The sequence below is a fragment of the Salinivibrio sp. IB282 genome (assembly GCF_001995685.1).
Classification (GTDB): domain Bacteria; phylum Pseudomonadota; class Gammaproteobacteria; order Enterobacterales; family Vibrionaceae; genus Salinivibrio; species Salinivibrio kushneri.
In genome coordinates, this window is the sequence record NZ_MUET01000027.1 from 1 (window position 1) to 22,828 (window position 22,828).

The 22,828-nt window shown below is 52.8% G+C and carries 16 protein-coding genes; 10 read left to right on the forward strand and 6 right to left on the reverse strand.

All coding sequences use genetic code 11. The features are described from left to right. Positions 1 to 139: 139 nt before the first annotated feature. Complete coding sequence (locus BZG14_RS07565) at positions 140 to 3,205, forward strand: error-prone DNA polymerase (RefSeq protein ID WP_077608411.1); 3,066 nt, start codon at positions 140 to 142, stop codon at positions 3,203 to 3,205. On the opposite strand, the gene BZG14_RS07570 is transcribed toward BZG14_RS07565, so the two are convergent. The 4 genes from BZG14_RS07570 to BZG14_RS07585 all read right to left on the reverse strand — a co-directional run bounded on the left by BZG14_RS07570 (position 3,202) and on the right by BZG14_RS07585 (position 7,316). Beyond that, positions 3,202 to 4,452, reverse strand: a complete 1,251-nt coding sequence (locus BZG14_RS07570; protein ID WP_077608412.1) for a multifunctional CCA addition/repair protein — start codon at positions 4,450 to 4,452, stop codon at positions 3,202 to 3,204. The genes BZG14_RS07565 and BZG14_RS07570 overlap by 4 nt on opposite strands. Before the next feature lie 155 nt (positions 4,453 to 4,607). Then, positions 4,608 to 5,222, reverse strand: a complete 615-nt coding sequence (locus BZG14_RS07575; protein ID WP_069361712.1) for a TIGR04211 family SH3 domain-containing protein — start codon at positions 5,220 to 5,222, stop codon at positions 4,608 to 4,610. 128 nt (positions 5,223 to 5,350) lie between these two features. Then, positions 5,351 to 6,607, reverse strand: a complete 1,257-nt coding sequence (locus BZG14_RS07580) for an inorganic phosphate transporter (RefSeq protein ID WP_077608413.1) — start codon at positions 6,605 to 6,607, stop codon at positions 5,351 to 5,353. A gap of 28 nt (positions 6,608 to 6,635) precedes the next feature. Then, positions 6,636 to 7,316: a TIGR00153 family protein gene (locus tag BZG14_RS07585; protein WP_077608414.1), complete on the reverse strand. Its 681-nt coding sequence runs from the start codon at positions 7,314 to 7,316 to the stop codon at positions 6,636 to 6,638. A gap of 223 nt (positions 7,317 to 7,539) precedes the next feature. Here BZG14_RS07585 and BZG14_RS07590 point away from each other — a divergent pair, with 223 nt between their 5' ends. From BZG14_RS07590 to glnE, 3 genes are all read left to right on the forward strand, one after another. Then, a complete protein-coding gene (locus BZG14_RS07590; RefSeq protein WP_077487070.1) occupies positions 7,540 to 9,063 on the forward strand; it encodes a CYTH and CHAD domain-containing protein in 1,524 nt (507 codons plus the stop codon). Positions 9,064 to 9,404: 341 nt separating this feature from the next. Further along, a complete protein-coding gene (locus tag BZG14_RS07595) occupies positions 9,405 to 11,006 on the forward strand; it encodes a methyl-accepting chemotaxis protein (RefSeq protein WP_077608415.1) in 1,602 nt (533 codons plus the stop codon). A 98-nt stretch (positions 11,007 to 11,104) separates the two neighbouring features. Next, positions 11,105 to 13,951 (forward strand): bifunctional [glutamate--ammonia ligase]-adenylyl-L-tyrosine phosphorylase/[glutamate--ammonia-ligase] adenylyltransferase, encoded by a 2,847-nt coding sequence (gene glnE / locus BZG14_RS07600; protein WP_077608416.1) that lies wholly within the window; start codon positions 11,105 to 11,107, stop codon positions 13,949 to 13,951. A gap of 56 nt (positions 13,952 to 14,007) precedes the next feature. On the opposite strand, the gene lpxL is transcribed toward glnE, so the two are convergent. After that, positions 14,008 to 14,937, reverse strand: coding sequence for an LpxL/LpxP family Kdo(2)-lipid IV(A) lauroyl/palmitoleoyl acyltransferase (lpxL, locus tag BZG14_RS07605; protein WP_077487067.1), 930 nt, complete (start codon positions 14,935 to 14,937; stop codon positions 14,008 to 14,010). Between the two features lie 195 nt (positions 14,938 to 15,132). Between lpxL and hldE the strand changes: the two genes are divergently transcribed. Next, on the forward strand, positions 15,133 to 16,560 hold the full coding sequence (hldE, locus tag BZG14_RS07610; protein ID WP_077608417.1) for a bifunctional D-glycero-beta-D-manno-heptose-7-phosphate kinase/D-glycero-beta-D-manno-heptose 1-phosphate adenylyltransferase HldE: 1,428 nt from the start codon (positions 15,133 to 15,135) through the stop codon (positions 16,558 to 16,560). Between the two features lie 80 nt (positions 16,561 to 16,640). Here hldE and tolC read toward each other — a convergent pair whose 3' ends face one another. Continuing rightward, complete coding sequence (gene tolC / locus BZG14_RS07615) at positions 16,641 to 17,951, reverse strand: outer membrane channel protein TolC (protein ID WP_077608418.1); 1,311 nt, start codon at positions 17,949 to 17,951, stop codon at positions 16,641 to 16,643. Between the two features lie 273 nt (positions 17,952 to 18,224). Here tolC and nudF point away from each other — a divergent pair, with 273 nt between their 5' ends. The 5 genes from nudF (at position 18,225) to parE (ending at position 22,824) form a co-directional block, all read left to right on the forward strand. Further along, positions 18,225 to 18,863 (forward strand): ADP-ribose diphosphatase, encoded by a 639-nt coding sequence (nudF, locus tag BZG14_RS07620; protein ID WP_077608419.1) that lies wholly within the window; start codon positions 18,225 to 18,227, stop codon positions 18,861 to 18,863. Positions 18,864 to 18,876: 13 nt separating this feature from the next. Next, the gene (locus BZG14_RS07625) at positions 18,877 to 19,323 is read left to right on the forward strand and encodes a DUF1249 family protein (RefSeq protein WP_077459426.1); all 447 of its coding nucleotides are present in this window, start codon (positions 18,877 to 18,879) and stop codon (positions 19,321 to 19,323) included. A gap of 22 nt (positions 19,324 to 19,345) precedes the next feature. Further along, the gene (gene cpdA, locus BZG14_RS07630; protein WP_077608420.1) at positions 19,346 to 20,170 is read left to right on the forward strand and encodes a 3',5'-cyclic-AMP phosphodiesterase; all 825 of its coding nucleotides are present in this window, start codon (positions 19,346 to 19,348) and stop codon (positions 20,168 to 20,170) included. Further along, the gene (gene yqiA / locus BZG14_RS07635; protein WP_198532031.1) at positions 20,164 to 20,751 is read left to right on the forward strand and encodes an esterase YqiA; all 588 of its coding nucleotides are present in this window, start codon (positions 20,164 to 20,166) and stop codon (positions 20,749 to 20,751) included. Before cpdA ends, yqiA begins: the two co-directional genes overlap by 7 nt. Before the next feature lie 180 nt (positions 20,752 to 20,931). Further along, positions 20,932 to 22,824 (forward strand): DNA topoisomerase IV subunit B, encoded by a 1,893-nt coding sequence (gene parE / locus BZG14_RS07640; protein WP_077608429.1) that lies wholly within the window; start codon positions 20,932 to 20,934, stop codon positions 22,822 to 22,824. Positions 22,825 to 22,828: the final 4 nt, after the last annotated feature.

The following is a 22,828-nucleotide window of genomic DNA, read 5'->3' on the forward strand; positions in this document are numbered from 1 at the left end:
GTCTCGGGCTGGTGGGAAGGTATGCCTATCCAGCGCGATTACTTTATTGCCCAAAATGCCCAGCAACAATGGCTGTGGGTGTTCCGCACGCCAGAGCAAGCTTGGTTTTTACACGGTTGGTTTAGTTAGGGGTAAGTCGATGAGTACGTATGCCGAGCTGGTATGTTGCAGCAACTTTTCTTTTCTTGAGGGCGCCTCACACCCAGAAGAGCTGGTGGCACAAGCGGCAACATTGGGCTATCAAGCGCTTGCGATCACCGATGAATGCTCGGTCGCAGGGGTGGTGCGAGCGTATCAAGCTCAGCGTGATTATCCGCAGCTTTCGCTGATCATTGGCAGTCGCTTTCGTCTGCAGGCGTTAGATGTTGTTCTACTGTGTCCCACCCAAGCGGCTTACCAAGAGCTGTGTCGGATTATCACCAATGCGCGGCGGCGCAGTCACAAAGGCGATTACCAGCTGAGCGAATGGGATCTGATGTCGGTGCGTCATGGCTTGGTGCTATGGCTCCCCAGTGGCGCGGAGAGCGATCATCATTGGGCAAAATGGCTGTTACGTTATCATGCTGAGCGCTTGTATCTGGCGGTGCGGCGCGATCTAGCGGATAACGACCATCCGTATCTGGCGCACTGTCGCATGTTGGCAAGCCAGTATGAACTTCGCGTGACCGCGTGTGGTGATGTGCTGATGCATCATCCTGAGCGACTGGCGTTACATCATACCTTAACCGCGATTCGGCATCGTCAGCCGGTGGCGGCGTTGGGGCGGACGTTATTGCCCAATGCAGAGCGCGCCTTACGCCCGTTGCCTAAATTACACGCTTTGTTTCCCCCCGAGTGGCTGGCGGAAAGTGCCAAGATTGCCGCTCAGTGTCAGTTTTCCTTAGCAAGCCTCAAATACAGCTATCCCAAAGAAGTGGTGCCAACCGGTGAGCCTGCGATGGCCTATCTGCGTGAGGCGGTCAAGCAAGGGGCACAGCAACGCTTCCCAAAGGGCGTGCCCCATGACGTGGGAGCCACCATTGAAAAAGAGCTCGCGCTTATCGAGGCAATGGATTACCCGTATTACTTTTTGACCATTTACGATCTGGTGCGCTTTGCCCAATCGCGTGGGATCTTATACCAAGGGCGCGGCTCGGCGGCGAACTCGGTGGTGTGTTATTGCTTAGGGATCACTGCGGTGGATCCGTGCAAAGTCGATGTGCTGTTTGAGCGCTTTATTAGCAAAGAGCGCGACGAGCCGCCGGATATTGATGTCGACTTTGAGCACCAGCGCCGAGAAGAAGTGATCCAGTATTTGTACCAAAAATATGGCCGTGAGCGGACCGCCTTAGCGGCAACCGTGATCCGTTATCGGCTTAAAAGCGCATTGCGCGATGTGGGCAAAGCGTTGGCGATCCCCGCCAGCCAGATTGATTTTTTTATTCAAAACCTCAACCGGCGCGATAAAACCCAGCCTTGGGTACAGCAACTTCAGCAGTTGGGCCTGGATCCTAAAAGCACGAAAAGCCAACAATGGCTGTCGCTTACCCAGACATTGATCGGCTTTCCACGCCATCTTTCTCAGCATGTCGGCGGCTTTGTGATTGCAGATGGACCTTTGTATGAGTTGGTGCCGGTGGAAAATGCGGCGATGGCAGAGCGCACGGTGATCCAGTGGGATAAAGACGATCTGGAAACGCTGCATCTGATGAAAGTCGACGTACTGGCACTGGGTATGCTCACCGCGATTCGCCGCACCTTTGATTTGATTGCCCAAACCGATGGTCATCGCTTGAGTTTGGCGGCGATCACCCAACAAGGCGACGATCCGGCGGTGTTTGCCCGCATTCAGCACGCCGATACCGTGGGGGTATTTCAAATTGAGTCACGGGCACAAATGAGTATGCTGCCGCGGCTCAAACCGGCTTGTTATTATGATTTGGTGATCCAAATTGCCATTGTCCGCCCCGGTCCGATTCAAGGTGACATGGTGCATCCGTATCTAAAGCGCCGCGACGGGGAAGACGCGGTGAGCTACCCGTCCAAAGCGGTTGAGCAAGTGCTGGCGCGCACGCTTGGGGTGCCCATTTTTCAAGAGCAGGTGATCAAGCTGGCAATGGTGGCGGCCGGTTTTTCTGGTGGCGAAGCGGATCAGCTGCGTCGTGCGATGGCCGCATGGAAGAAAAAGGGTGGACTAGCGCCGTTTCGCGACAAATTGATTACTGGGATGACCGCGCGTGGCTATCGCGCCGACTTTGCCGAGCAGCTTTACCGGCAAATCTGTGGGTTTGGTGATTATGGTTTCCCAGAAAGCCACTCGGCGTCGTTTGCGGTCTTGGCCTATGTATCGGCGTGGCTGAAGCATTATTATCCCGCCGCGTTTTATACCGCCTTGCTCAATAGCCAGCCGATGGGGTTTTACTCGCCGTCACAACTGATGCAAGACGCCACGCGCCATCAGGTGTCTGTGTTGCCGGTTTGTGTGCAGCACTCGGGGGCGGATCATTGCTTAGAAAAGGTCGGCGATCAGTGGGGCGTGCGGCTGGGGTTGCGATTAGTCAAAGGATTGAGCGTGGCAGCGATAGACCGGTTGCTGGCGCATCGCCCAGAGTCGGGGTTTGCGTCTTTGTCGGCATTGCAAGAAATTAACCTTGACCGCGATGCCTATCAAGCCCTAGCCAGTAGTGGCGCATTGGCGGCGCTGGCTGGCAATCGCTATCAGGCGCGCTGGGCACTGATGGATCAGCAGCGGCAACTGCCGCTACTGGCCACCAGTGACGATGAGGTTGTCTTGCCTCATTCGCCTTCCCAGTGGCAGAACGTGATTGAAGATTATGCGGCCATGGGACTGTCGCTCACCGATCATCCCATTCGTTTGATGGCGCAAGCTGGCGCACTAGGCCGTTTTACCCGCAGTGTTGAGTTATCACAGTGTGCGCCGCAAAGTTGGGTCGCGGTAGCGGGGGTGGTGACGGGCAAGCAATCACCAGGTACGGCCAGTGGCGTAACCTTTGTCACCTTGGAAGATGATACCGGCAATATCAATGTGGTGGTCTGGGCGGGGACGGCACGGGCGCAATCCCGTGCTTTTATGCAAGCCAAGGTGTTGAAAGTGCATGGCATTGTCGAGCGCCAGGGCGAAGTGGTGCATGTGATTGCCGGTAAGTTGATTGACCTGACCCCGACGCTCACTACCTTGTCGGTCGCCGCGCGTGAATTTCGTTAACGCGACGCGCTGACTGCGTCGGGATTGACGGGTGCCGGACACGCAGCCACCGCTTGAATACGTTGGCGATGCAGCTCATCACGAATCGCCGCGCCTTTAAAGCCTGCGTCGACAATGGGTTTAACCTCCACCTGTTGCGCGCAAGCAAAGCGCTCGCGTAAGGCATCGGCTTGTGGATAGTGATAGTTTTCACGTCCCTTGCGGCCACGCACATCGGCCAAACACGCCAAGGCCAATTGCTCGATCCGCTCGGGTTTACGCCACGCGTCGATTTGATTAAACAGCGCCACCCAATGCTCAGGGCTGAGTTGATCGCACTTGTGAATTTTGGAGTGGTGGGCACTGACTACCAAAGCCAAATCTCGATAGCTGTTGGGGATACGCAGTCGCTCGCACAGATCTTTGATCACGGGTAGCCCGCGATCGCCGTGGCCGCGATGGCCAGGCAAAATAGAAGCGGGGGTGAGGGCCTTACCGAGATCATGGACTTGTGCGGCAAAGCGGATGCCTTTGTCATCGGTCAATGAGGCGGCATAACGACTGACCATTTCCGTGTGGATGCCGGTGTCGATTTCAGGGTGCCAGTTGGCTGGGTTCGGCACGCCGTACAAGGCGTCGATTTCAGGAAGCACTACCGCTAGGGCACCGCAATCGTGCAGCACAGCAAGAAACACATCGGGGCAATCACTGCCGAGCGCTTTCTCCCACTCTCGCCAAACCCGCTCAGGGGTAAGATGGCCGAGTTCGCCCTCGGCGACCATCGTTTTCATCAGCGCTAAGGTGTCGTCTGCAAGGGTAAAGCCGAGCGGGGCAAAACGGGCGGCAAATCGTGCCACTCTGAGTACCCGCAATGGGTCTTCGCTAAAGGCGGGCGAGACATGGCGCAAAATCCGGTTGTGTAAATCTTGCTGACCGCCATACGGGTCAATCAAGCTGCCATCTTCGTATTGGGCGATGGCGTTGATGGTGAGATCGCGGCGCTGAAGGTCCGCTTCCAGTGAGATATCTGGTGAGAAGTCGCAAATAAACCCGGTGTAGCCTTGGCCTGATTTACGCTCGGTACGGGCGAGGGCGTGCTCTTCGTGTGTGCTGGGGTGTAAAAACACGGGGAAGTCTTGGCCGACTTGCTGGTAGCCGGCCGCTTGCATTTGTTTGACGGTGGCACCGACCACCACCCAATCTTTATCTGTGACCGGCAAGCCTAATAGCGCATCACGTACAGCACCGCCGACAAGATAATGTTTCACACCAGACTCCTTAATGACACAGAGAAGAGACAATCACGTTTTTCCGTGAATGATTGAAGTATACATACAGCCTAGCAGCACGCCTACCGTGTGCTTAAAAGGACGCTATAAGGATCGCAATAAAAAAGGCTGCCAATGCAGCCTTTCATAAACGATTATGCCCAGCCGTCGCGGCGACGTTTTTTGCGTGGGATAAGGTGTGGGAGAATCAGGCCAAACAGTAAGCCTCCGCCAGCCACCATGCCGCCGTAGGTGAACCAACGCATCAGAAGGTCATCTTTTTGGGTGTCTATTTTGGCGCGTAATGCACGGATTTCGCTTTGCGCATCAATCAATTTTTTATTGAGTTCGCTGCTGTGTGCTTCGAGCTTCTCGATCTGCGCGTTACGCTGTTTAAGCGACTCAGCCAAGCCTTTTTGCTGTGCTTTGGCATCATCTTTTGCACTGGCCAAGGCGGATTTAACCTCTTTCAGTTCAGCTTCTAAGGCAGGCACTCGTTCTTTTAAGCCCGGCTGCGTGGTGACGTAGTCACTTTTTACCCAGCCTTTGCGGCCACGGCTATCAACCAGTTGGGTATAGCCCTCATCGCGATTACGTTTTAGCACAGTGACTTTATCACCCGCATCAACACTGCCGATAATGCGATACTGTGTGCCCGGGCCAGCGTGCATATAAGTAAACAAATCATCAGAGATATAGTTTTCTGCCATCGCTCGAGGCGCGGCAACGAGAACGAACAGCAATACGAGAGCAGAATACAGGTGTTTCACGTCTGGGGTCCTTTGCATAATTTCAGTGTGGGACACATCGGCTTTGCTGGGCATAGTGCCATAGGCGTAAAAGAAAGGGGAGCCATGCCCCCCTTTTTTTGACTGTGATTTGACATCATCGGCGCTTGTTACGCAAACAGCGAGGTCATCACTTGGTAAAAGATCACAGCCAATATGGCCCCCGCGGGTAAGGTGATCAGCCACGAGGCAACAATATTACGTACCACGCCCAAATTGAGTGCGGCAATACCGCGGGCAAAGCCCACGCCTAAGACGCCGCCGACTAAGGTTTGGGTGGTCGAAATAGGGAGGCCTGTGCCTGAGGCGAGTACGACCGTACTTGCGGTCGCCAATTGCGCGGCAAAACCACGACTTGGCGTGAGCTCAGTAATGCCCGAGCCCACAGTCGCCATGACTCTGTGTCCCAAGGTGGCAAGGCCGAGTACAATCCCTGCCCCGCCCATCGGTAAAATCCACCAGGCGATTTGTGCTTTTTCCGCTACGGCACCGAGGTTTTGCACCGTGGCCACAATAGCCGACAGTGGACCAATCGCATTAGCCACATCGTTTGAGCCATGCGCGAAGGCCATGGCACAGGCAGTGACGACCATCAGGAGGCTAAATATCCGCTCAACGCCCTGAAACCCTTGATTTTCATCGCCGCGATACTTTCTAGAAATGTAATAAACACCAAAAAACATCACCAGTGCAGACAAGACAATTGAGGCACTCACCGACTCTAGCGTGCTCAAGTGTAAACCAACATGTTTGAGCCCTTTTTTAATGGTGACCATCGCGATAATAAACGCGGTGAGAAACATATAAAGTGGGACGAAACGTTTGGCATTCAGGACAGGACGGTCGGTATCAAAAATCAGTCGTTGTGCACTTAAGAATATAAAGTAAGCGAACAAACCAGAGATAAAAGGGGTGATAATCCAACTGCCAACGATACCTTGCACCGTGTGCCAATCGACGGCATCTGCGCCAACCGATAGGCAGGCGAAGCCAATAATAGCGCCAATGATGGAATGGGTGGTGGAGACGGGCCAGCCCATAAATGAGGCAAGAAGTAACCAAGTGCCCGCGGCGAGTAAGGCCGACATCATGCCAAAGACGAGTTCTAGTGGTTGGTCAGCATATAAGCTGGTGTCAATCACGCCTTTGCGAATGGTGTTTGTGACCTCGCCACCGGCTAAATATGCGCCGGCGAATTCAAATATCATCGCCACAATAATGGCTTGCTTCACGGTGAGTGCTTTTGAGCCCACGGAGGTGCCCATCGCGTTCGCGACGTCATTGGCACCAATACCAATTGCCATTAAAAAACCAAAAGCCGCGGCGACCATGATCAGTATGGTCCCGTGATTCATCAGGATTTCCATTGTAATACCTTGTTGTTACATCACTCGGTTAGGAACGGGAAAGCATGACCTCTAAGCGCGCACCCACACGTTGCGCCTGGTCAGCAATTTCACCAACCCACTCGAGGATTTTGTACAAGAACATGACGTCGACAGGGTTGTACTCCTGCTCAACGGCCATTAATGCTTGGCGAAGTTGGATTTGCATAGAATCGGTATCGTCTTCAATCATATCCAACTGATGAATCATTTCGGCGACTAAGGTGACTTCGCGCCCTTTAAAGCCCGTTTCAWGCAGCTCTTCAAGCTCGTTGATCACGCGGCGTGCTTGCGCGGCAGCATCTAAGCATCGCTGCACATAGGCGATAAAAGCATCATTCATGGCGGGGGGCATACGCAGCTGACGGCCTATCACACGGCCGGCAATATCTTTGGCTAAATTTGCCAGCTTGTCTTGCTGGGTGAGAAGCTCGAGCATGTCCGTGCGATCAACGGGCATAAAGAGGCCTCGAGGTAACTTAAGCCGAATATTGCGTTTCAGGGTATCAGCATCTTTCTCTATCTCAGAGATTTGATGGCGGAGTTGGTTTGCTTTGTCCCAATCTTGTTGCTCGCAAGCATGAAAGAAGGGGACCAGTAGTTCACAACAATCGTTTACACGATTGACGTGACGCTGCAGTGGTTTAATGGGGCTCTTCGCAAAGAGCCCGACAATTGTATTGACTGGCATAGCCGTAATCTACCTGGTTGCCTCGAGCCCAGTGGGCAAAAAAGAGAGGCCAAACGTTCAACGATGGTATATCGGAGCGGCGATGGTAGCGCAGAACATAGGCTAAAGAAATAGCTTTTGTGATCTCTGCCTCAGTGCGCATGATCAAGCCTGGTAGTGATAGCGCTTGCCGACAGGATCAATTGTTCATATCCTTGTCAGGCAATTGGCTATAGGTACCCGTATGGACACTGAGATAGAGCTCAAATTTTTTGTCTCTTCTGACTTTTCTCATCGCATTCGCGATAAAATTGTCAGTATAAAACAGCTACAGCAAAGCCAGCGTGAGCTGGGCAACATCTACTTCGATACGCCAGATTTTACCCTACGTAAACACGATATCGGTTTGCGGGTGCGTCGTTTTGATGGTGTGTACATTCAAACCCTCAAAACGGCAGGTCGGGTCGTGGCGGGGCTGCATCAGCGCCCAGAGTACAATGCCGAGCTTAACGGACCTGAACCTGATCTTTCTTTGATCCCAGTCGATGCATGGCCCGATGATCTGGATGTTGATGCACTCAGCCAAGCTCTCCAGCCGTTGTTTTCCACAGATTTTGTGCGTCAGCAATGGCTGTTAGCAACGGATGACGGTAGCCAAATCGAATTGGCGAGCGATCAAGGCGAGGTCTCTACCGAAGCCGGCGATAAGGACGTGATTTCTGAGGTGGAGCTGGAGCTGATTTCCGGGCAAACCGATGCCTTGTTCTCGCTGGCACGCAGTCTGGCGGATGAAGGCGGCCTGCGCCTCGGTAATTTGAGCAAGGCGGCGCGTGGCTATCGTTTAGCGACAGGCTATCAGGGCGATCCGGTGAAAGCCTTATCCATCGTTAAACTCGGCGCGGATGATAGCCAAGAAAAAGCCCTGATTCGGATCCTCGAACACGCACTGAGCCACTGGCACTATCATGAGCAGATTTATATTGAACGCGAATCACTCGAGGCGTTGCAAGAAATTCGCTATGCCGTCTTGTTGATCCGACAAGCGTTTGTCTTATTCGGCGGTGTGGTGCCGCGCCGAGCAAGCAGTCTACTCCGTCAAGAGCTGCAATGGTTTGAAGGTGAGCTGGCGTGGCTCGATGACGCGCGGACCAATGCCCGGCTGTGTGAAGACAAAGGCCAATATCTACGTAAATTAAATGCGCGAAAAACCTTGGTGAAAAGCTTGAAGGCTGATCAAGCACGATTGCCTGAGCGTGAGGACATTGTCTCGCTGCTACATACATCGCGGTATTGCAACTTGCTGCTCGATTTGAGTCGCTGGATCCTCTCGAAAGGTTGGCAACCGTTTTTAGATGATAAAGCGGCGGATAAGCTTGCCCAACCGATTCAACGTTTGGCCGATAAAGCGCTCCCTGAGTCTTGGAATGAATTGCTTGACGCATTTGATGAAACGAAGCCACTGACGCGGCATGATTACTTTGATCAATACCCTCGCTTGCAACGCAATTTGTTACTAGGCACCTGCTTGGCCTCTTTGTATGACAAAAGTCGGCGTAAAGCCTTCCGCCTGCCTTGGCTCGATATGTTGCAAGGCATTGAGGCGCTACGCTTGCTCGAACCGGTGCGTGAGCGCGTGGTCGAGATTGACGATGAAGAGGACAAAAAACAGGCAGAGAAATGGTTGACCCGCAAAGAAGAGTCACTGTTTCATGCCATGACGCAAAGCCGTCAAACAGGGTTACGTCTTACTCCGTATTGGCAAGAGTAAGCGAACGAGAGTGATAAAAAGCAACCTGGAGGTTGCTTTTTTTATGCGTGCCTTTATGCGGTTACCTTGCTTGAGTACCCAGTCGCACTGCCTGAGTCGATCCGGTAAAGTCGCCTTTGGGATCAATATTTCTGGCGCTTTTTTACGTTATAAACAGACAAAGTGTATGATGATAATTTGATTAACTTATCATTATGGGCATTGTTTATGGGCAAATTTCACAAATACGGTAAACAAGGATTCAGTGAGGGTGAGGTTTGCCGATATAACATCACTCAGTATTAATAACCGCCCGTTTTGCAGTCAGTTGGCTTGATAACGGACATGGAGCTTTCAGGATTATGGCTAAACATACCTTCTATGCGTGGGAAAAACCCGTTACCAATCTGCGCTTGGTTCCAAAACTCGTGATTCTAATGGTCTTTAGTACCATTATTCTGGTYGGTAAGCAGATGTGGGATGCGAACACGTTTCGCCAGTCCGTGATTGAGTTCACTCTGAATCAGACCCAAGAATTAGCGCGATCCAGCGCGGCAATGACAGGTGCCCTCATCGATCAGCCGGATGGGGAACGCTTGATGCGAGAGGCGGTAGATACCATGAACGCCGAATTCAGCGAAGGGGCGTATTTATATTTGGTCAATGGCACCACTCGCCAAGTGTGGTCTCATCCTTCAATGCGCCAGTTTGACGCGTTACGCGTGCCGGATGAAAGCACTGGCACCGATGTCGCTGACTTATTTCTCAATCAGTCAGGTGCGTTTAGCTATACCGTTTATGACGGTGGCCGTCATGGCTATGCCGTGCCCGTCGGCGGTAGTGATTGGTGGCTCGTAGCATCACAACCGACGTCTGAGGCGCAGGCGTATTACCAAGATTATATGATTCAGGTCGCGTGGCAAACCGCGCTGATGATTGTCTGTTTCATGGTTATTTTGCTGGGCGGCTCTAATATTATGCTACGGCAAATCAACTATTTGACCGATAGGATTCGTGCGTTGGCGAATCGCGATTTGAGCGAGCCGATTGAAATGAATAGCCAAGACGAGTTCGGTGATTTAGCCCGTGAGCTGGAAAGATCGCGTCAGCAATTGGTGGATGTGATTAACGCGCAGCGCCAAGCATCGGATGATCTTTCTTCTCTGGCTGAGATTATGACGATCAGCATGTCGGAAACCAAAGAGTCATCGCAAGAGCAGTTCTCTGAGATGGATCAGCTCGCCTCAGCGATGAGTGAGATGAGTGCAACCGTGCAAACCGTCGCTGAGCACACGCRAGAGGCGGCTAAAGCGACGGAAACCTCTAGCCAACAGGCTAACAGTGGCCAAGCGCACGTGAGCAGTACCATCCAAACCATCAATGAGCTGTCCAACGACATCAGCGAGTCATCTCAGGTCGTGGGCCAAGTCGATGCCCAGGTGGAGAAAATCGGTACTGTCGTGGTCACCATTCAAGGAATTTCAGAGCAAACCAACCTTCTGGCACTCAATGCCGCGATAGAAGCCGCACGAGCCGGTGATACGGGGCGTGGTTTTGCGGTGGTGGCTGATGAAGTACGCAAGCTGGCGCAACACACCCAAGAAGCCACGGTGGAAATTCAAGACATGATCACCCAGTTGCAGCAAAGTGCGCAAAAAGCGGTGGGCTTGATGGATCGCAGTGTTTCCGAGGCCAAGACAGGCGTCGAGTCAGTGAGCCAGGCTGGCGGAGAGCTTGAGCAAATCGTCACGCAAATCCAATCGCTCAATGACATGAACTTCCAAATCGCTTCCTCGGCAGAACAACAAGCGTCAGTGGCCGGTGAGATGAACCAAAACCTCACCAATGTTAAAGATTTGGTCCAGGCATCGGTGACGGTGGCGGGCGAGCTGCATGAAACGGCAGAGATGGTTGAACAAAGTGCGCAATCACTTAAAGATAAAATTGAGGCCTTTAAAGTCTAACCACGTTTGAGGTTTTATCCCGTAATCAACAACGGCTCGCTGCATCGGCGAGCCGTTTTTGTTAGTGTCGAGACAGGACGATAGCAAAAGGACTGCCCATGGTACTCTCTGACTCGCTTGCCGCTTGCTTGCATCAGTACTGGACACGATTAAACGAATTTGCCCCTGACGCCGTGCCGCAATGGCAAGGTGCGGCGCGTGAGCGACTCGAGCAGGCCTTAGCGTGTAGCGAGTTTGTCGCCAAGGCATTAACTCAAACCTCTGGCCTTCTCGACTGGCTGTATCAGCATCATCAGCAAGCCTCGCGTGAGCAGACATATCAAGCTGAGCTGAGTCAGATGTTGGACGCGGTAACCGATGAGAGCGAGTTTCACCGTCAACTCCGTCGGCACCGCCAGCGTGAACTCGTATGGATAGCGTGGCAAGAGATCCACAATCAATGGCCAGTTGAGCAAGGTTTACAGCACTTATCAGCCCTTGCGGAAGCGCAAATCTTATCGGCTTATCAATGGCTCTATCAGCGCGCCTGTCACGACTGGGGGACCCCTATGAGCCCTGAGGGTGAGCCGCAGCCGATGCTGATTTTGGGCATGGGTAAACTCGGTGGCGGCGAGCTTAACTTCTCTTCAGATATCGACCTGATCTTTACCTACCCTGARGCGGGAGAAACCCAGGGCGCGAGAAAAAGCATCGCCAATGCGCAATTCTTTACTCGGCTTGGACAGCGCTTGATCAAAGCACTTGATCAACCCACGGTGGACGGTTTTTGTTATCGGGTTGATATGCGCCTGCGTCCCTTTGGCGATAGTGGCCCTTTGGTGATGAGCTTTTCCGCACTCGAAGATTACTACCAAGAACAAGGGCGTGATTGGGAGCGCTATGCGATGGTGAAAGCGCGCGTGATGGGTAAAGAGCAGTATGACTGCTATCAAACCTTACGCCAGATGCTACGCCCGTTTGTCTTCCGTCGTTATATCGACTTTAGTGCCATTCAAGCGTTGCGGCGGATGAAACAGTTAATCCAACGAGAGGTACGCCGGCGTGGCTTAACCGACAATATTAAGCTGGGTGCAGGAGGCATTCGGGAGATTGAGTTTATTGCTCAGTCGTTTCAGCTTATTCGTGGCGGCCGAGAGCCCAGTTTGCGCCAGCGCGGCTTACTCGACACCTTAGATGCGATTGCGGAACTGGAATTATTGCCCACCGCTGAGGTAAGCCAATTAAAGGCCGCGTATTGCTATTTGCGCCGGGTAGAAAACCTCCTACAAGCGATTGATGACAACCAAACGCAGACCCTGCCCGATAACGWCCTTGATCGTGAGCGGCTTTGTCACGCCATGGGGGTCAATGATTGGACGCGCTTACAGGCCGACATCACCCAGCATATGCAAGCGGTTAATCAGGTATTTTCCGGCTTGATTGGCGAAGATGAGCAAGAAACAGAGACGGATGTCGACACTGAGTATCATGATCTATGGGCGATGGCGCGCGATGTAGAAAACGCCCACTTGATCTTAGCGGGCTTAGATCTACCGGACACCAATATTGCTGAGCAGTTATTGGCGTTTAAACAAGAGCTGGCTAAGCGCACAGTGGGGCCGCGAGGACGTGAGGTGCTCAACCGTCTGATGCCGGTGATGTTAAGCAAGCTACTGACGTTGCCGCAACCGCAGCAGGTGTTGCCACATATCACCCACCTGTTACTCAATATCTCGACACGGACGACCTACTTAGAGCTGTTGGATGAGCACCCCGGGGCGATCGATCAGCTGTTGCGGCTTTGTACGGCCAGCCCGATGGTAGCAGAGAAGTTAGCACGTTATCCTTTGCTACTGGATGAACTGCTCGATTTAACCCATTTGTATCAACCTTTAGCGCCCGATGCCTATCGCAGCGAATTACGCGATTATCTTGCCCGTATCCCGGTTGAGGATATGGAGCAACAAATGGAAGCGGTGCGTCAGTTTAAGCAAGTTCAGTTATTAAAAATTGCCGCGGCGGATATCGCGGGTGTGCTGCCCGTGATGCGTGTCAGTGATCATTTGACTTACTTGGCCGAAGCGATTGTGGAGGCGGTGGTTAATCAGGCCTGGCACCAAATGGTGGAAAAATATGGCCAACCGACACACTTAGGCGAGCGAGAGGGGCGTGGTTTTGCGGTGATTGGCTACGGCAAGTTAGGCGGATGGGAGCTGGGTTATAATTCCGATCTCGACGTGGTTTTTCTCCACGATTGCCCCGCGGATGTTGAGACTGACGGACGCAAAGTGATTGATGGTCGGCAGTTTTATCTGCGTCTGGCCCAGCGCATCGTCCATCTTTTCTCTACGCGTACACCTTCTGGGGTACTCTATGAAATAGACACGCGCCTTCGCCCTTCTGGCACCTCTGGAATGCTAGTCAGTACACTGGACGCTTACGCGGATTACCAGCAAAACGAAGCCTGGACATGGGAGCACCAAGCGTTGGTGCGTGCGCGCATGATATATGGTGATCCTCAGCTTGAGTCGGCGTTTACCCAGGTGCGCCATCATATTCTCGCTGCGCCGCGAGACACACAGATATTACGAGAGCAAGTCAGTGGCATGCGAGAAAAAATGCGTCAGTATAAAGCGACAGGACAAAAAGAGACCTTCTCCATCAAACAAGACGCCGGTGGGATCACTGATATCGAGTTCTTAGCCCAGTACCTGGTACTCGGCAACAGTGCCACACAACCTGCGTTAACCCGTTACAGCGATAATGCGCGCATTTTTGAGCAAGCCGGAGACCTGGAGGTGATGCCACTGGCGCAGGCGGCGGGGTTAAAGTCGGCCTATACGCGGATGCGCAATGCGCTTCATCGCAGCCATTTGGCGGGTGAGAGTGGCAAGGTGGAGGCTGATGCCTTTATCGATGAGCGCGAAGCCGTGCAACAAGCTTGGCAACAGTGGTTTGATGGGTAAGTGAAGTAGCGCGCCTTGACTCAACCATCAGGCCGCGATTGGCGGCCTGTATGGGACTATATTCCCTCATATAAGGAAGGTTCACCCTCTGGGCGAGTTTTAAAACGGCGATGCAACCACATGTATTGCTCAGGGGCTTGTAAGATTAATTGCTCAACCGCGCGATTGGTCACAACGGCAGCTGCATCGGCGTCGTTGGGAAAATCTTGCAGCGGAGAATGAATGGTTATCCGGTACTGGCCACCGCGTCGATCTCTCACAATCGAAAACGGGACCACAGTGGCGTGACCGGCATGCGCGAGCAAGTGTGTCCCTGTGGTCGTACACGCTTTATTAACGGCGAATAATGGCGCAAAGGTTGAGCGGCGTCGTCCATAGTCATGATCCGGTGCATACCACATCCTATCGCCTTGTTTGAGGTGATGAATCATGGTTTTAACGTCTTTTCGGTCGATAGCGCCATTGTGTCGCGTCCGGCCACGGTACTGGAACCAATCATAAACAGGATTATTGTTAGGGCGGTACACACCCACGCCCGGCGTGACCTCTCCTAAGGCACGCGCGCCGAGTTCTAAATTCATCGAGTGGACAGCGATTAAGAGCACACCTTGCGCCTGACTTTCTAAGTGTTTTAGTTGGTCTAGGCCTTCATAGACCATATGTTTTTTGATGCGCCAAGAAGGCCAAAACCATGCCATACAGGTTTCAAAAAGGGCCAAGCCGGAGTTGGCGAAGTTCTCTTTCACCATCGCTTGACGCGAGGCTGGACTCATTTCAGGGAAACACAACGCCAGATTACGCTCGGCAATTTTAACGCGGCGTTTCATTAGTGTATGCATCAAGTGGCCCAAGCTGCGGCCCATATAAAATTGGACGCGATAAGGCAGCCAGCTAGCCATATACATTAACCCGACGCCGAGCCAGGTATGAAGATAGCGAGGGTGAAGAAATCCAAGGCGAAAAGTGGGGGCTGAAAAATCGCTCATAGCGTTAATGACTCATGAAAACCAAACCAGAAAGAGCCGTAAGGCCCGCGCCATTGTAGAGTAAATTCTTGGCGCTGTCCTGCGCGAGTGTGCGCAGTGAGTGTTGAGATTGTGCGCAGCACACGCCTGAGAGCGCCCCATTTAGCCTATGGCTATGCTACTATCGCTCGGTAACGACAGTATTCGGAGATCCAGATGAAACTCAGCCTTCCTGACTACAGCCAAGCCAATGTTCTGGTCGTCGGCGATGTAATGCTCGATCGCTATTGGTATGGACCGACTGGGCGCATTTCCCCAGAAGCGCCTGTCCCCGTAGTGAAAATCAACCAAACGGAAGAACGCCCTGGTGGCGCGGCAAACGTGGCGATGAATATCGCAGCCTTGGGTGGACAGACTCAGCTGATTGGTCTGACGGGCAAGGATGAACAGGCTGACGCGCTCACGCAAACCCTCGACTCGTTAAATGTTAACTGTGATTTTGTGGCGCTGGACTCGCATCCCACCATTACTAAGCTTCGAGTCATGAGCCGTAACCAGCAGTTGATTCGTCTGGATTTTGAAGAGGGATTTGCGGGGGTGGATGTGGCACCCATGCTGGCCAAAGTCGAAGCGGCATTGCCCAAGACGCAGGCGATGATCTTATCGGACTATGCCAAGGGGGCACTCGACGAGGTGCAAACATTGATTCAGGCCGCCAAACAAGCGGGTGTCACCACCTTAGTGGATCCTAAAGGCACGGACTTTGAACGCTATCGTGGCGCCAGTCTGCTGACGCCAAATATGACTGAATTTGAAGCCGTAGCAGGCACAGTGACGGACGATCAAAGCTTGGAAGAAAAAGGCTTGGCGCTGATTAAGCAGTACGAGCTTGGTGCCTTGTTGGTCACCCGTAGTGAACATGGGATGACATTGCTGCGCCCAGAGGCCGCGCCGCTGAACTTGCCAACGCTTGCCAAAGAAGTGTACGACGTCACAGGGGCTGGCGATACCGTGATATCGGTACTGGCGGCATCTTTGSCCGCGGGCAAACCGATAGAGCAAGCCTGTGCACTGGCTAATGCCGCTGCCGGTGTGGTGGTGGGCAAGTTGGGTACTTCAACCCTCTCCACTATCGAGCTCACCGAAGCGGTACACGGCTCGCACGAGTCTGGTTTTGGTGTCACCACCGAAGCGCAGCTGATTGATGCGGTGCATGTCGCTCAAGGGCGAGGTGAGAAAGTGGTGATGACCAATGGCTGCTTTGATATTTTGCATGCAGGCCATGTCGCGTACCTCAATGAGGCCGCCAAACTAGGCGATCGCCTGATTGTGGCGGTGAACACCGACGCATCAGTACAGGCCTTGAAAGGGCCTGGCCGCCCGGTCAATCCAACTGATCGACGGATGGCGGTGCTAGCAGGGCTGGGCGCGGTCGATTGGGTGGTTCCTTTTGGCGAAGAAACCCCCGCGCGTCTGATTGGCGAAGTCTTGCCCGATATGCTGGTTAAAGGCGGTGATTATCAGGTCAACGAGATTGCCGGTGCCGAGGCGGTGCTCGCCAACGGGGGAGAGGTCAAGGTGCTTAACTTTGAAGATGGCTGCTCCACCACAGAAATCATTGAGTCGATTCGGCGTGGTCAATAGCGCCTCTTGCCCTTTCAACTAATGACAATAAAAAAGGTGCCCGTCGGCACCTTTTTGCGTTCTCGAGCCTCAAGTGTGAATCACTCTTGTTTCACCAGCCCTTGGTTAATATCGAGCAAGTCTTGCTCAGACAAGGTGCCCATCGCTTGGTGTAAACGTAAACGGCTTAGAATATAGTCGTAGCGTGCATTGGAGAGGTTGCGGTTGGCATCGTAAAGGCGACGCGTGGCATCCAAAACATCGACAATGGTACGTGTACCCACTTCAAAGCCGGCTTCTGTCGCTTCTAACGCAGAGCGCGCAGAAACCACGGTTTGCTCATAGGCACGCAGGGCACCAATTGAGGCATTGATGTCGTTATAGAAGGCACGCACATCTTTTACCGTGCTGCGGTATTTGGCTTCCAGACTTTGTGACGCGGCCACATACTCATGCTGCGCCTTTTCCACATTGGCCGAGGTGCTGCCGCCAGTGAACAGTGGCAAGCTAAAGTCTATCGCAGCCTTCCCCTCGTTGGAATCAATAGAGCCTGGCGTGTGTTGGTTATCAACATCCTTCATCCCGTATTGTGCGCTGAAGGTCAGCGTGGGCAGGTGGCCGGTTTTAGCCAGCTTAATCTGCTCTTTGGCGGTATCACGGGCAATACGGTTGGCGAGTAACTCGAGGTTTTTCTCTTCGGCGATTTTGACCAACGCGGCCGGTTGCTGCTGCGGGTTACTGGCACTAAAGCGGTCAGTGTCCAGTACGCGTAAGTCTCTCGGGGCTTGGCCGGTGATCTCACGCAAGCCTTCATAGCTGTTGGTGAGCGCATTTTCGGCCAAGATTTCATCGGCGAGCACAGCGTCATACTGCGCTTGCGCGTCATGCACATCGGTAATTGCCGAAAGGCCCACTTCAAAACGTTGCTTGGTTTGTTCAAGCTGACGGCCCACGGCCGCTTTTTCTGCCTGAATAAACTCAAGCTTGTCCATGGCGCGGAGCACGTCAAAATAGGCTTGTGCCACGCGTAGCATTAACCCTTGCTGCTGGGCAGCATAGGTCGCATCTAACTGGCGCGCCTGCATTTCGCTGATATCCAGGTTGATCCAGCTATCACGTTTGAAAAGCTGTTGGCTTAAGCTGATATCGGCACTGGTGGTGTTGACGTCACGCTCATCGTCGCTGTCATTGCGGGTAATGGCGTATCCCGCATTTAATGCGATTTGTGGTAGCAAGGTGCCACGGGTCGCATCGACGGCAGAAAACGCTGCGTCGCGCTCGGCGGCCGCTTGATTAAGAGTGGGATCGCTTTGCTTCGCTTGTTGATAAATTTGGGCGAGATCATCGGCAAGGGCTGCACTGCTTACGCTGCCGAGTGCCAAGCTTAACGCCAAAGGGAGCAATTTTTTCATAGATGGAATCCCTGAATCTGTGCGATTGGATAAATAAACGTCCACTAGCTTACCGCAATTATGCTTGCGTGAAACTGACAATTTGTTAGGACATTGAGTGTAAACTATCCAATTTGCAAATGGGACTGAAAAATAGTTGTAACTTTTATCAAAAAAGTTAAGTTTGTGGGGTGCGAGAAAGACGCGCGTTGCCGATCGGCACAGGCCAGCGGGTCTAGGCGTGACTCAGCACTTCAGTTCGTCAGCTCGTGTCAGCGAGAATAAGGAGCCCGCATGTCAGACTATCCGCCCGGACAATTCGATCGCGACGATATTGTGATCGAGGATATTTCGCCGCTTTATCAAGGTTTCTTTTCCATTCAGCGCTATCAGTTTCGCCATCGTTTGTTTGAAGGCGGCTGGAGTGGCTCTGTGGTGCGGGAGTTGTTTGAACGTGGCCACGCGGTGGCTGTTTTGCCGTATGATCCCGTCCGTGATGAAGTGGTGATGCTTGAGCAAATCCGCGTGGGGGCGATGGCAGCAGGCGCGACACCATGGCAACTGGAAATTGTGGCTGGGATGATAGACAAAGACCAATCCCCCGAGCAGGTTGCCCACCGTGAAGCGCGAGAAGAAGCGGGACTATTACTGCATCAAATGGAGCGTGTTACCCGTTATTTATCCAGCTCTGGTGGCTGCTCTGAACAGTTGGATGTGTTTGTCGCGATTGTTGATGCCTCGGACGCCGAAGGCGTACACGGCCTCGACAGTGAAAACGAAGACATTTTGGTGCATCGATTGTCTCGCCAACACGCCTATCAAAAAGTGGTTGATGGCGAGATTGAAAACGCCGCCTCAATCATTGCGTTGCAATGGTTGGAACTCAATGCCAGTCGGTTACGTCAAAGCTATAATGAACAAAACAGTAAATAGACAGTAGGTGCGTGTGAAAACAGAATATCGCGTCGACTTGCCAGCGATGATGCGCTTGTATGAAACCAACTATGCCAAACTTGTCCGTTTGATGCCCAAGCGTGACGAGGTGGGACAGGTGTGTCGATACGATATCCAAGGGCAGGAATATGCCTTGGTCGTGCGTGAGTCAACCCGCTATACCACCTTACTGGATATTGCGCAGTTGAGCCCAGGCGCCGCACCCGATTACTTACGTGCTAACCTGACAGTGCGCTTGTATCACGATGCACGGGTCGCGGAAGTGTGTACCACGCAGCAGATTTCACGCTTAAAACCACGTTATGATTACCCGAATCCGCGTATGCATCAGCGCGACGAAAAACATCAGGTTAATGCATTTTTATCGGATTGGCTTGGCCACTGCTTACGTCGTGGCGTGGTGGCGTCTGATCCTATGTATAAATCATCGTTAAACTAAACCAGCAAAGGTATTTTCAACGTTGCAGTCTTGCCAGATAGATAACGCCGACGGCGATTGTATTCGTCTTTTGCAAATCACCGACACACACCTGTTCGCGAGTGAGCAGGGTAGCTTGCTGGGTATTAATACGCTTCGCAGCTACCATGCGGTGCTGGATGCCATCAGTGCCACTGACCCGACTTTTGACGCTATTATTGCCACGGGGGATCTGTCCCAAGATCACTCTGCCTTATCGTATCGTCGTTTTGTCGACGGTATCGCCCGGTGGTCACAGCCTTGCTTTTGGCTTCCGGGAAATCATGATTATCAGCCAGAAATGAGCGCGGTATTACAGTCAAATACCCTTCGCTCTTGCTCGCAAGTCCTGTTGGGAGAGCACTGGCAAATGGTGCTGCTCGACAGTCAGGTGGCCGGAGTGCCGCACGGTGAGTTATCACAAGCGCAACTGAACCTTTTGGATACACACTTAAGCGCGTACCCTGAACGTCATGCGTTGGTGTTGCTGCACCACCATCCGCTGGATGCAGGAAGCACCTGGTTAGATCAGCACAAACTGGCTAATCGAGAGGCATTCTGGCAAGTGATGGCGCGTCACCCTCAAGCGAAAATTGTGGTGTGTGGGCATATTCATCAGGCATTGGATGTGGGTTATCAAGGCACTCGTGTGATGGCGGCGCCCTCCACCTGTATCCAGTTTATGCCGGACTCACACGACTTTGCGCTCGACAACCAGAACCCAGGTTGGCGCTGGCTTGAGCTGTATGACGACGGACGCGTAGACACGCAAGTGGTGCGTATAACCGGTCAGCATTTTCGGCCAGACTTCGATTCCAGCGGATATTAATCATGCCATCAGCGTTGCTTTATCTTCATGGCTTTAACAGCTCGCCGCAATCGTTAAAGGCGAGACAGATGCAAGCCTATTGCGCCCAACATCGTAGTGATATTGAGGTGTTGGTGCCACAACTGCCCAGTCACCCTGAGCCCACCGTGCAGTTGCTGACAGAACTGATCACGCGCTTTAGCGAAACCCATCGGCTGGGTTTGGTGGGAAGTTCGTTGGGGGGCTTTTTGGCCACCTGGCTGAGTGAGCGTTATCAACTGCCCGCTGTGCTGGTTAATCCCGCCGTTCGCCCTTACGAACTCTTGCAAGATTATGTTGGGGAACAAGTTAATCCTTACACCCAAGAACGCTACACCCTCGAGGCCGCCGATATCCACGCCCTGCGTGAGATTGATGTGCCTGTCTTATCTCATCCTGAGCGATTTTGGTTATTGCAACAGGAAGGTGATGAGGTGCTGGACTACCGCCAAGCAGTGGAAAAATTCAGTGCCAGTCAACAAACGGTTGAGCCGGGAGGCGACCATAGCTTTGTCGGCTTTGAACGTTACTGTGGTGATATCCTCCAGTTTCTTGGTATCTAGCGCACTATCACGCCAGAGTCATTGAAACAGAGGCACGCAGACGCAGGCTCGTGCTATCTTAGCCTTTACTTCCCAGCAGACGGATAGCAGCTCACAGAAACTTGTGGCAATCTGGCACCGCGCTTGACAAGCGGATCCCCCTTGCTGACCATGTCATCACATTTATTAAGCCAATCGATTATGACAGAACAAAATTATAACGCAGGATCGATAGAAGTCCTCAATGGGCTCGAGCCCGTGCGCCGACGCCCCGGTATGTATACAGATACCAGTCGCCCTAACCACCTTGGGCAGGAAGTTATCGACAATAGTGTTGATGAAGCGTTAGCTGGCCATGCCAGCAAGATTGATGTGATTCTCCATGCCGACCAGTCACTGGAAGTGATCGATGATGGTCGCGGGATGCCGGTTGATATTCACCCTGAAGAAGGCGTCTCTGGGGTTGAGCTGATTCTATGCAAACTGCATGCGGGCGGTAAGTTCTCCAACAAAAGCTACCAATTTAGCGGTGGTTTACACGGGGTGGGGATCTCCGTGGTCAACGCGTTGTCTCATCGGGTAGAGATTACCGTTAAGCGCGATGGTCAAGTCTACGACATTGCCTTTGAAAATGGCGACAAAGTACAAGATTTAACCGTGACCGGTACCTGTGGTCGTCGCAACCGTGGCACACGCGTGCATTTTTGGCCTGACGGCCAGTTTTTTGACTCTGACAAGTTTTCACTCTCTCGCCTTAAAACCATCTTAAAAGCCAAGGCGGTGCTGTGCCCGGGATTGACGGTCAATCTCAATGATAAATACACCGACGAGACCACGTCTTGGTGTTACCAAGATGGATTGAAAGACTACCTGGCTGACAGTGTTAAAGGTTATGAAGTCCTGCCAGAGACACCTTTTATCGGCGAATTCAGTGGTCAGACCGAAGCGGCGGATTGGGCGGTTATTTGGTTACCTGAAGGGGGCGAGCTAACCACAGAAAGCTATGTCAACCTGATCCCAACGGCACAAGGTGGCACGCATGTGAATGGCTTGCGCCAAGGGATGCTGGAAGCGATGCGCGAATTCTGTGAGTTCCGTAACCTTCTCCCGCGCGGCGTTAAGCTGACCGCCGACGATATCTGGGAGCGTTGTGCCTACGTGCTCTCGGTTAAAATTCAAGACCCACAGTTTGCGGGGCAAACCAAAGAGCGCTTGTCCTCTCGTCAATGTGCGGCGTTTGTGTCTGGGGTGGTCAAAGATGCCTTTAGTTTGTGGCTCAATGAGCGTCCCCACCTTGCTGAGCGTTTGGCGGAAGTGTGTATTGCCAGTGCCCATCGTCGCATGCGTGCCGCGAAAAAGGTGGTGCGTAAGAAGGTGGCATCAGGCCCCGCGCTACCCGGAAAGCTCACAGATTGTGCGATGCAAGACTCGAGTCGTACCGAGCTATTTTTGGTCGAGGGGGACTCGGCAGGTGGGTCAGCTAAGCAGGCTCGGGATCGCGAATTTCAAGCGGTGATGCCGCTTCGAGGCAAGATCCTCAATACGTGGGAAGTCTCCGCCGATCAAGTGCTGGCCTCCCAAGAAGTACACGATATTTCGGTGGCGTTGGGCATTGATCCTGACTCTGGGGACTTGGGCAACCTTCGTTACGATAAAATCTGCATCCTCGCCGATGCGGACTCCGATGGCCTACATATTGCGACCTTGCTATGTGCACTCTTTGTGCAGCACTTTAGATCCTTGGTTCAGGCTGGCCATGTGTACGTGGCGATGCCGCCGCTTTACCGCATTGATTGTGGCAAAGAGGTTTTTTATGCCTTGGATGAAGATGAAAAAGCAGGGATCCTTGAGCGTTTGAGCAATAAACGCGGCAAAATCAATGTGCAACGCTTTAAAGGCTTGGGGGAAATGAACCCATTACAGCTGCGTGAAACCACCATGGATCCCAATACCCGTCGCCTGGTTCAGCTCACCATTGATGATGATGAGCAGACGCAGCAACTGATGGACATGCTGCTGGGTAAAAAACGGGCAGAGGACCGCCGTCATTGGTTGCAGCAAAAAGGCGATATGGCCGAGCTTATCGATATCTAAATTA

Excerpts from the sequence above, each read along its gene's own strand:
- BZG14_RS07565 (WP_077608411.1), top strand. The coding sequence starts at position 140 with ATGAGTACGTATGCCGAGCTGGTATGTTGCAGCAACTTTTCTTTTCTT.
- BZG14_RS07580 (WP_077608413.1), bottom strand. The coding sequence starts at position 6,607 with ATGGAAATCCTGATGAATCACGGGACCATACTGATCATGGTCGCCGCG.
- BZG14_RS07590 (WP_077487070.1), top strand. The coding sequence starts at position 7,540 with ATGGACACTGAGATAGAGCTCAAATTTTTTGTCTCTTCTGACTTTTCT.
- lpxL (WP_077487067.1), bottom strand. The coding sequence starts at position 14,937 with ATGAGCGATTTTTCAGCCCCCACTTTTCGCCTTGGATTTCTTCACCCT.
- tolC (WP_077608418.1), bottom strand. The coding sequence starts at position 17,951 with ATGAAAAAATTGCTCCCTTTGGCGTTAAGCTTGGCACTCGGCAGCGTA.
- nudF (WP_077608419.1), top strand. The coding sequence starts at position 18,225 with ATGTCAGACTATCCGCCCGGACAATTCGATCGCGACGATATTGTGATC.
- parE (WP_077608429.1), top strand. The coding sequence starts at position 20,932 with ATGACAGAACAAAATTATAACGCAGGATCGATAGAAGTCCTCAATGGG.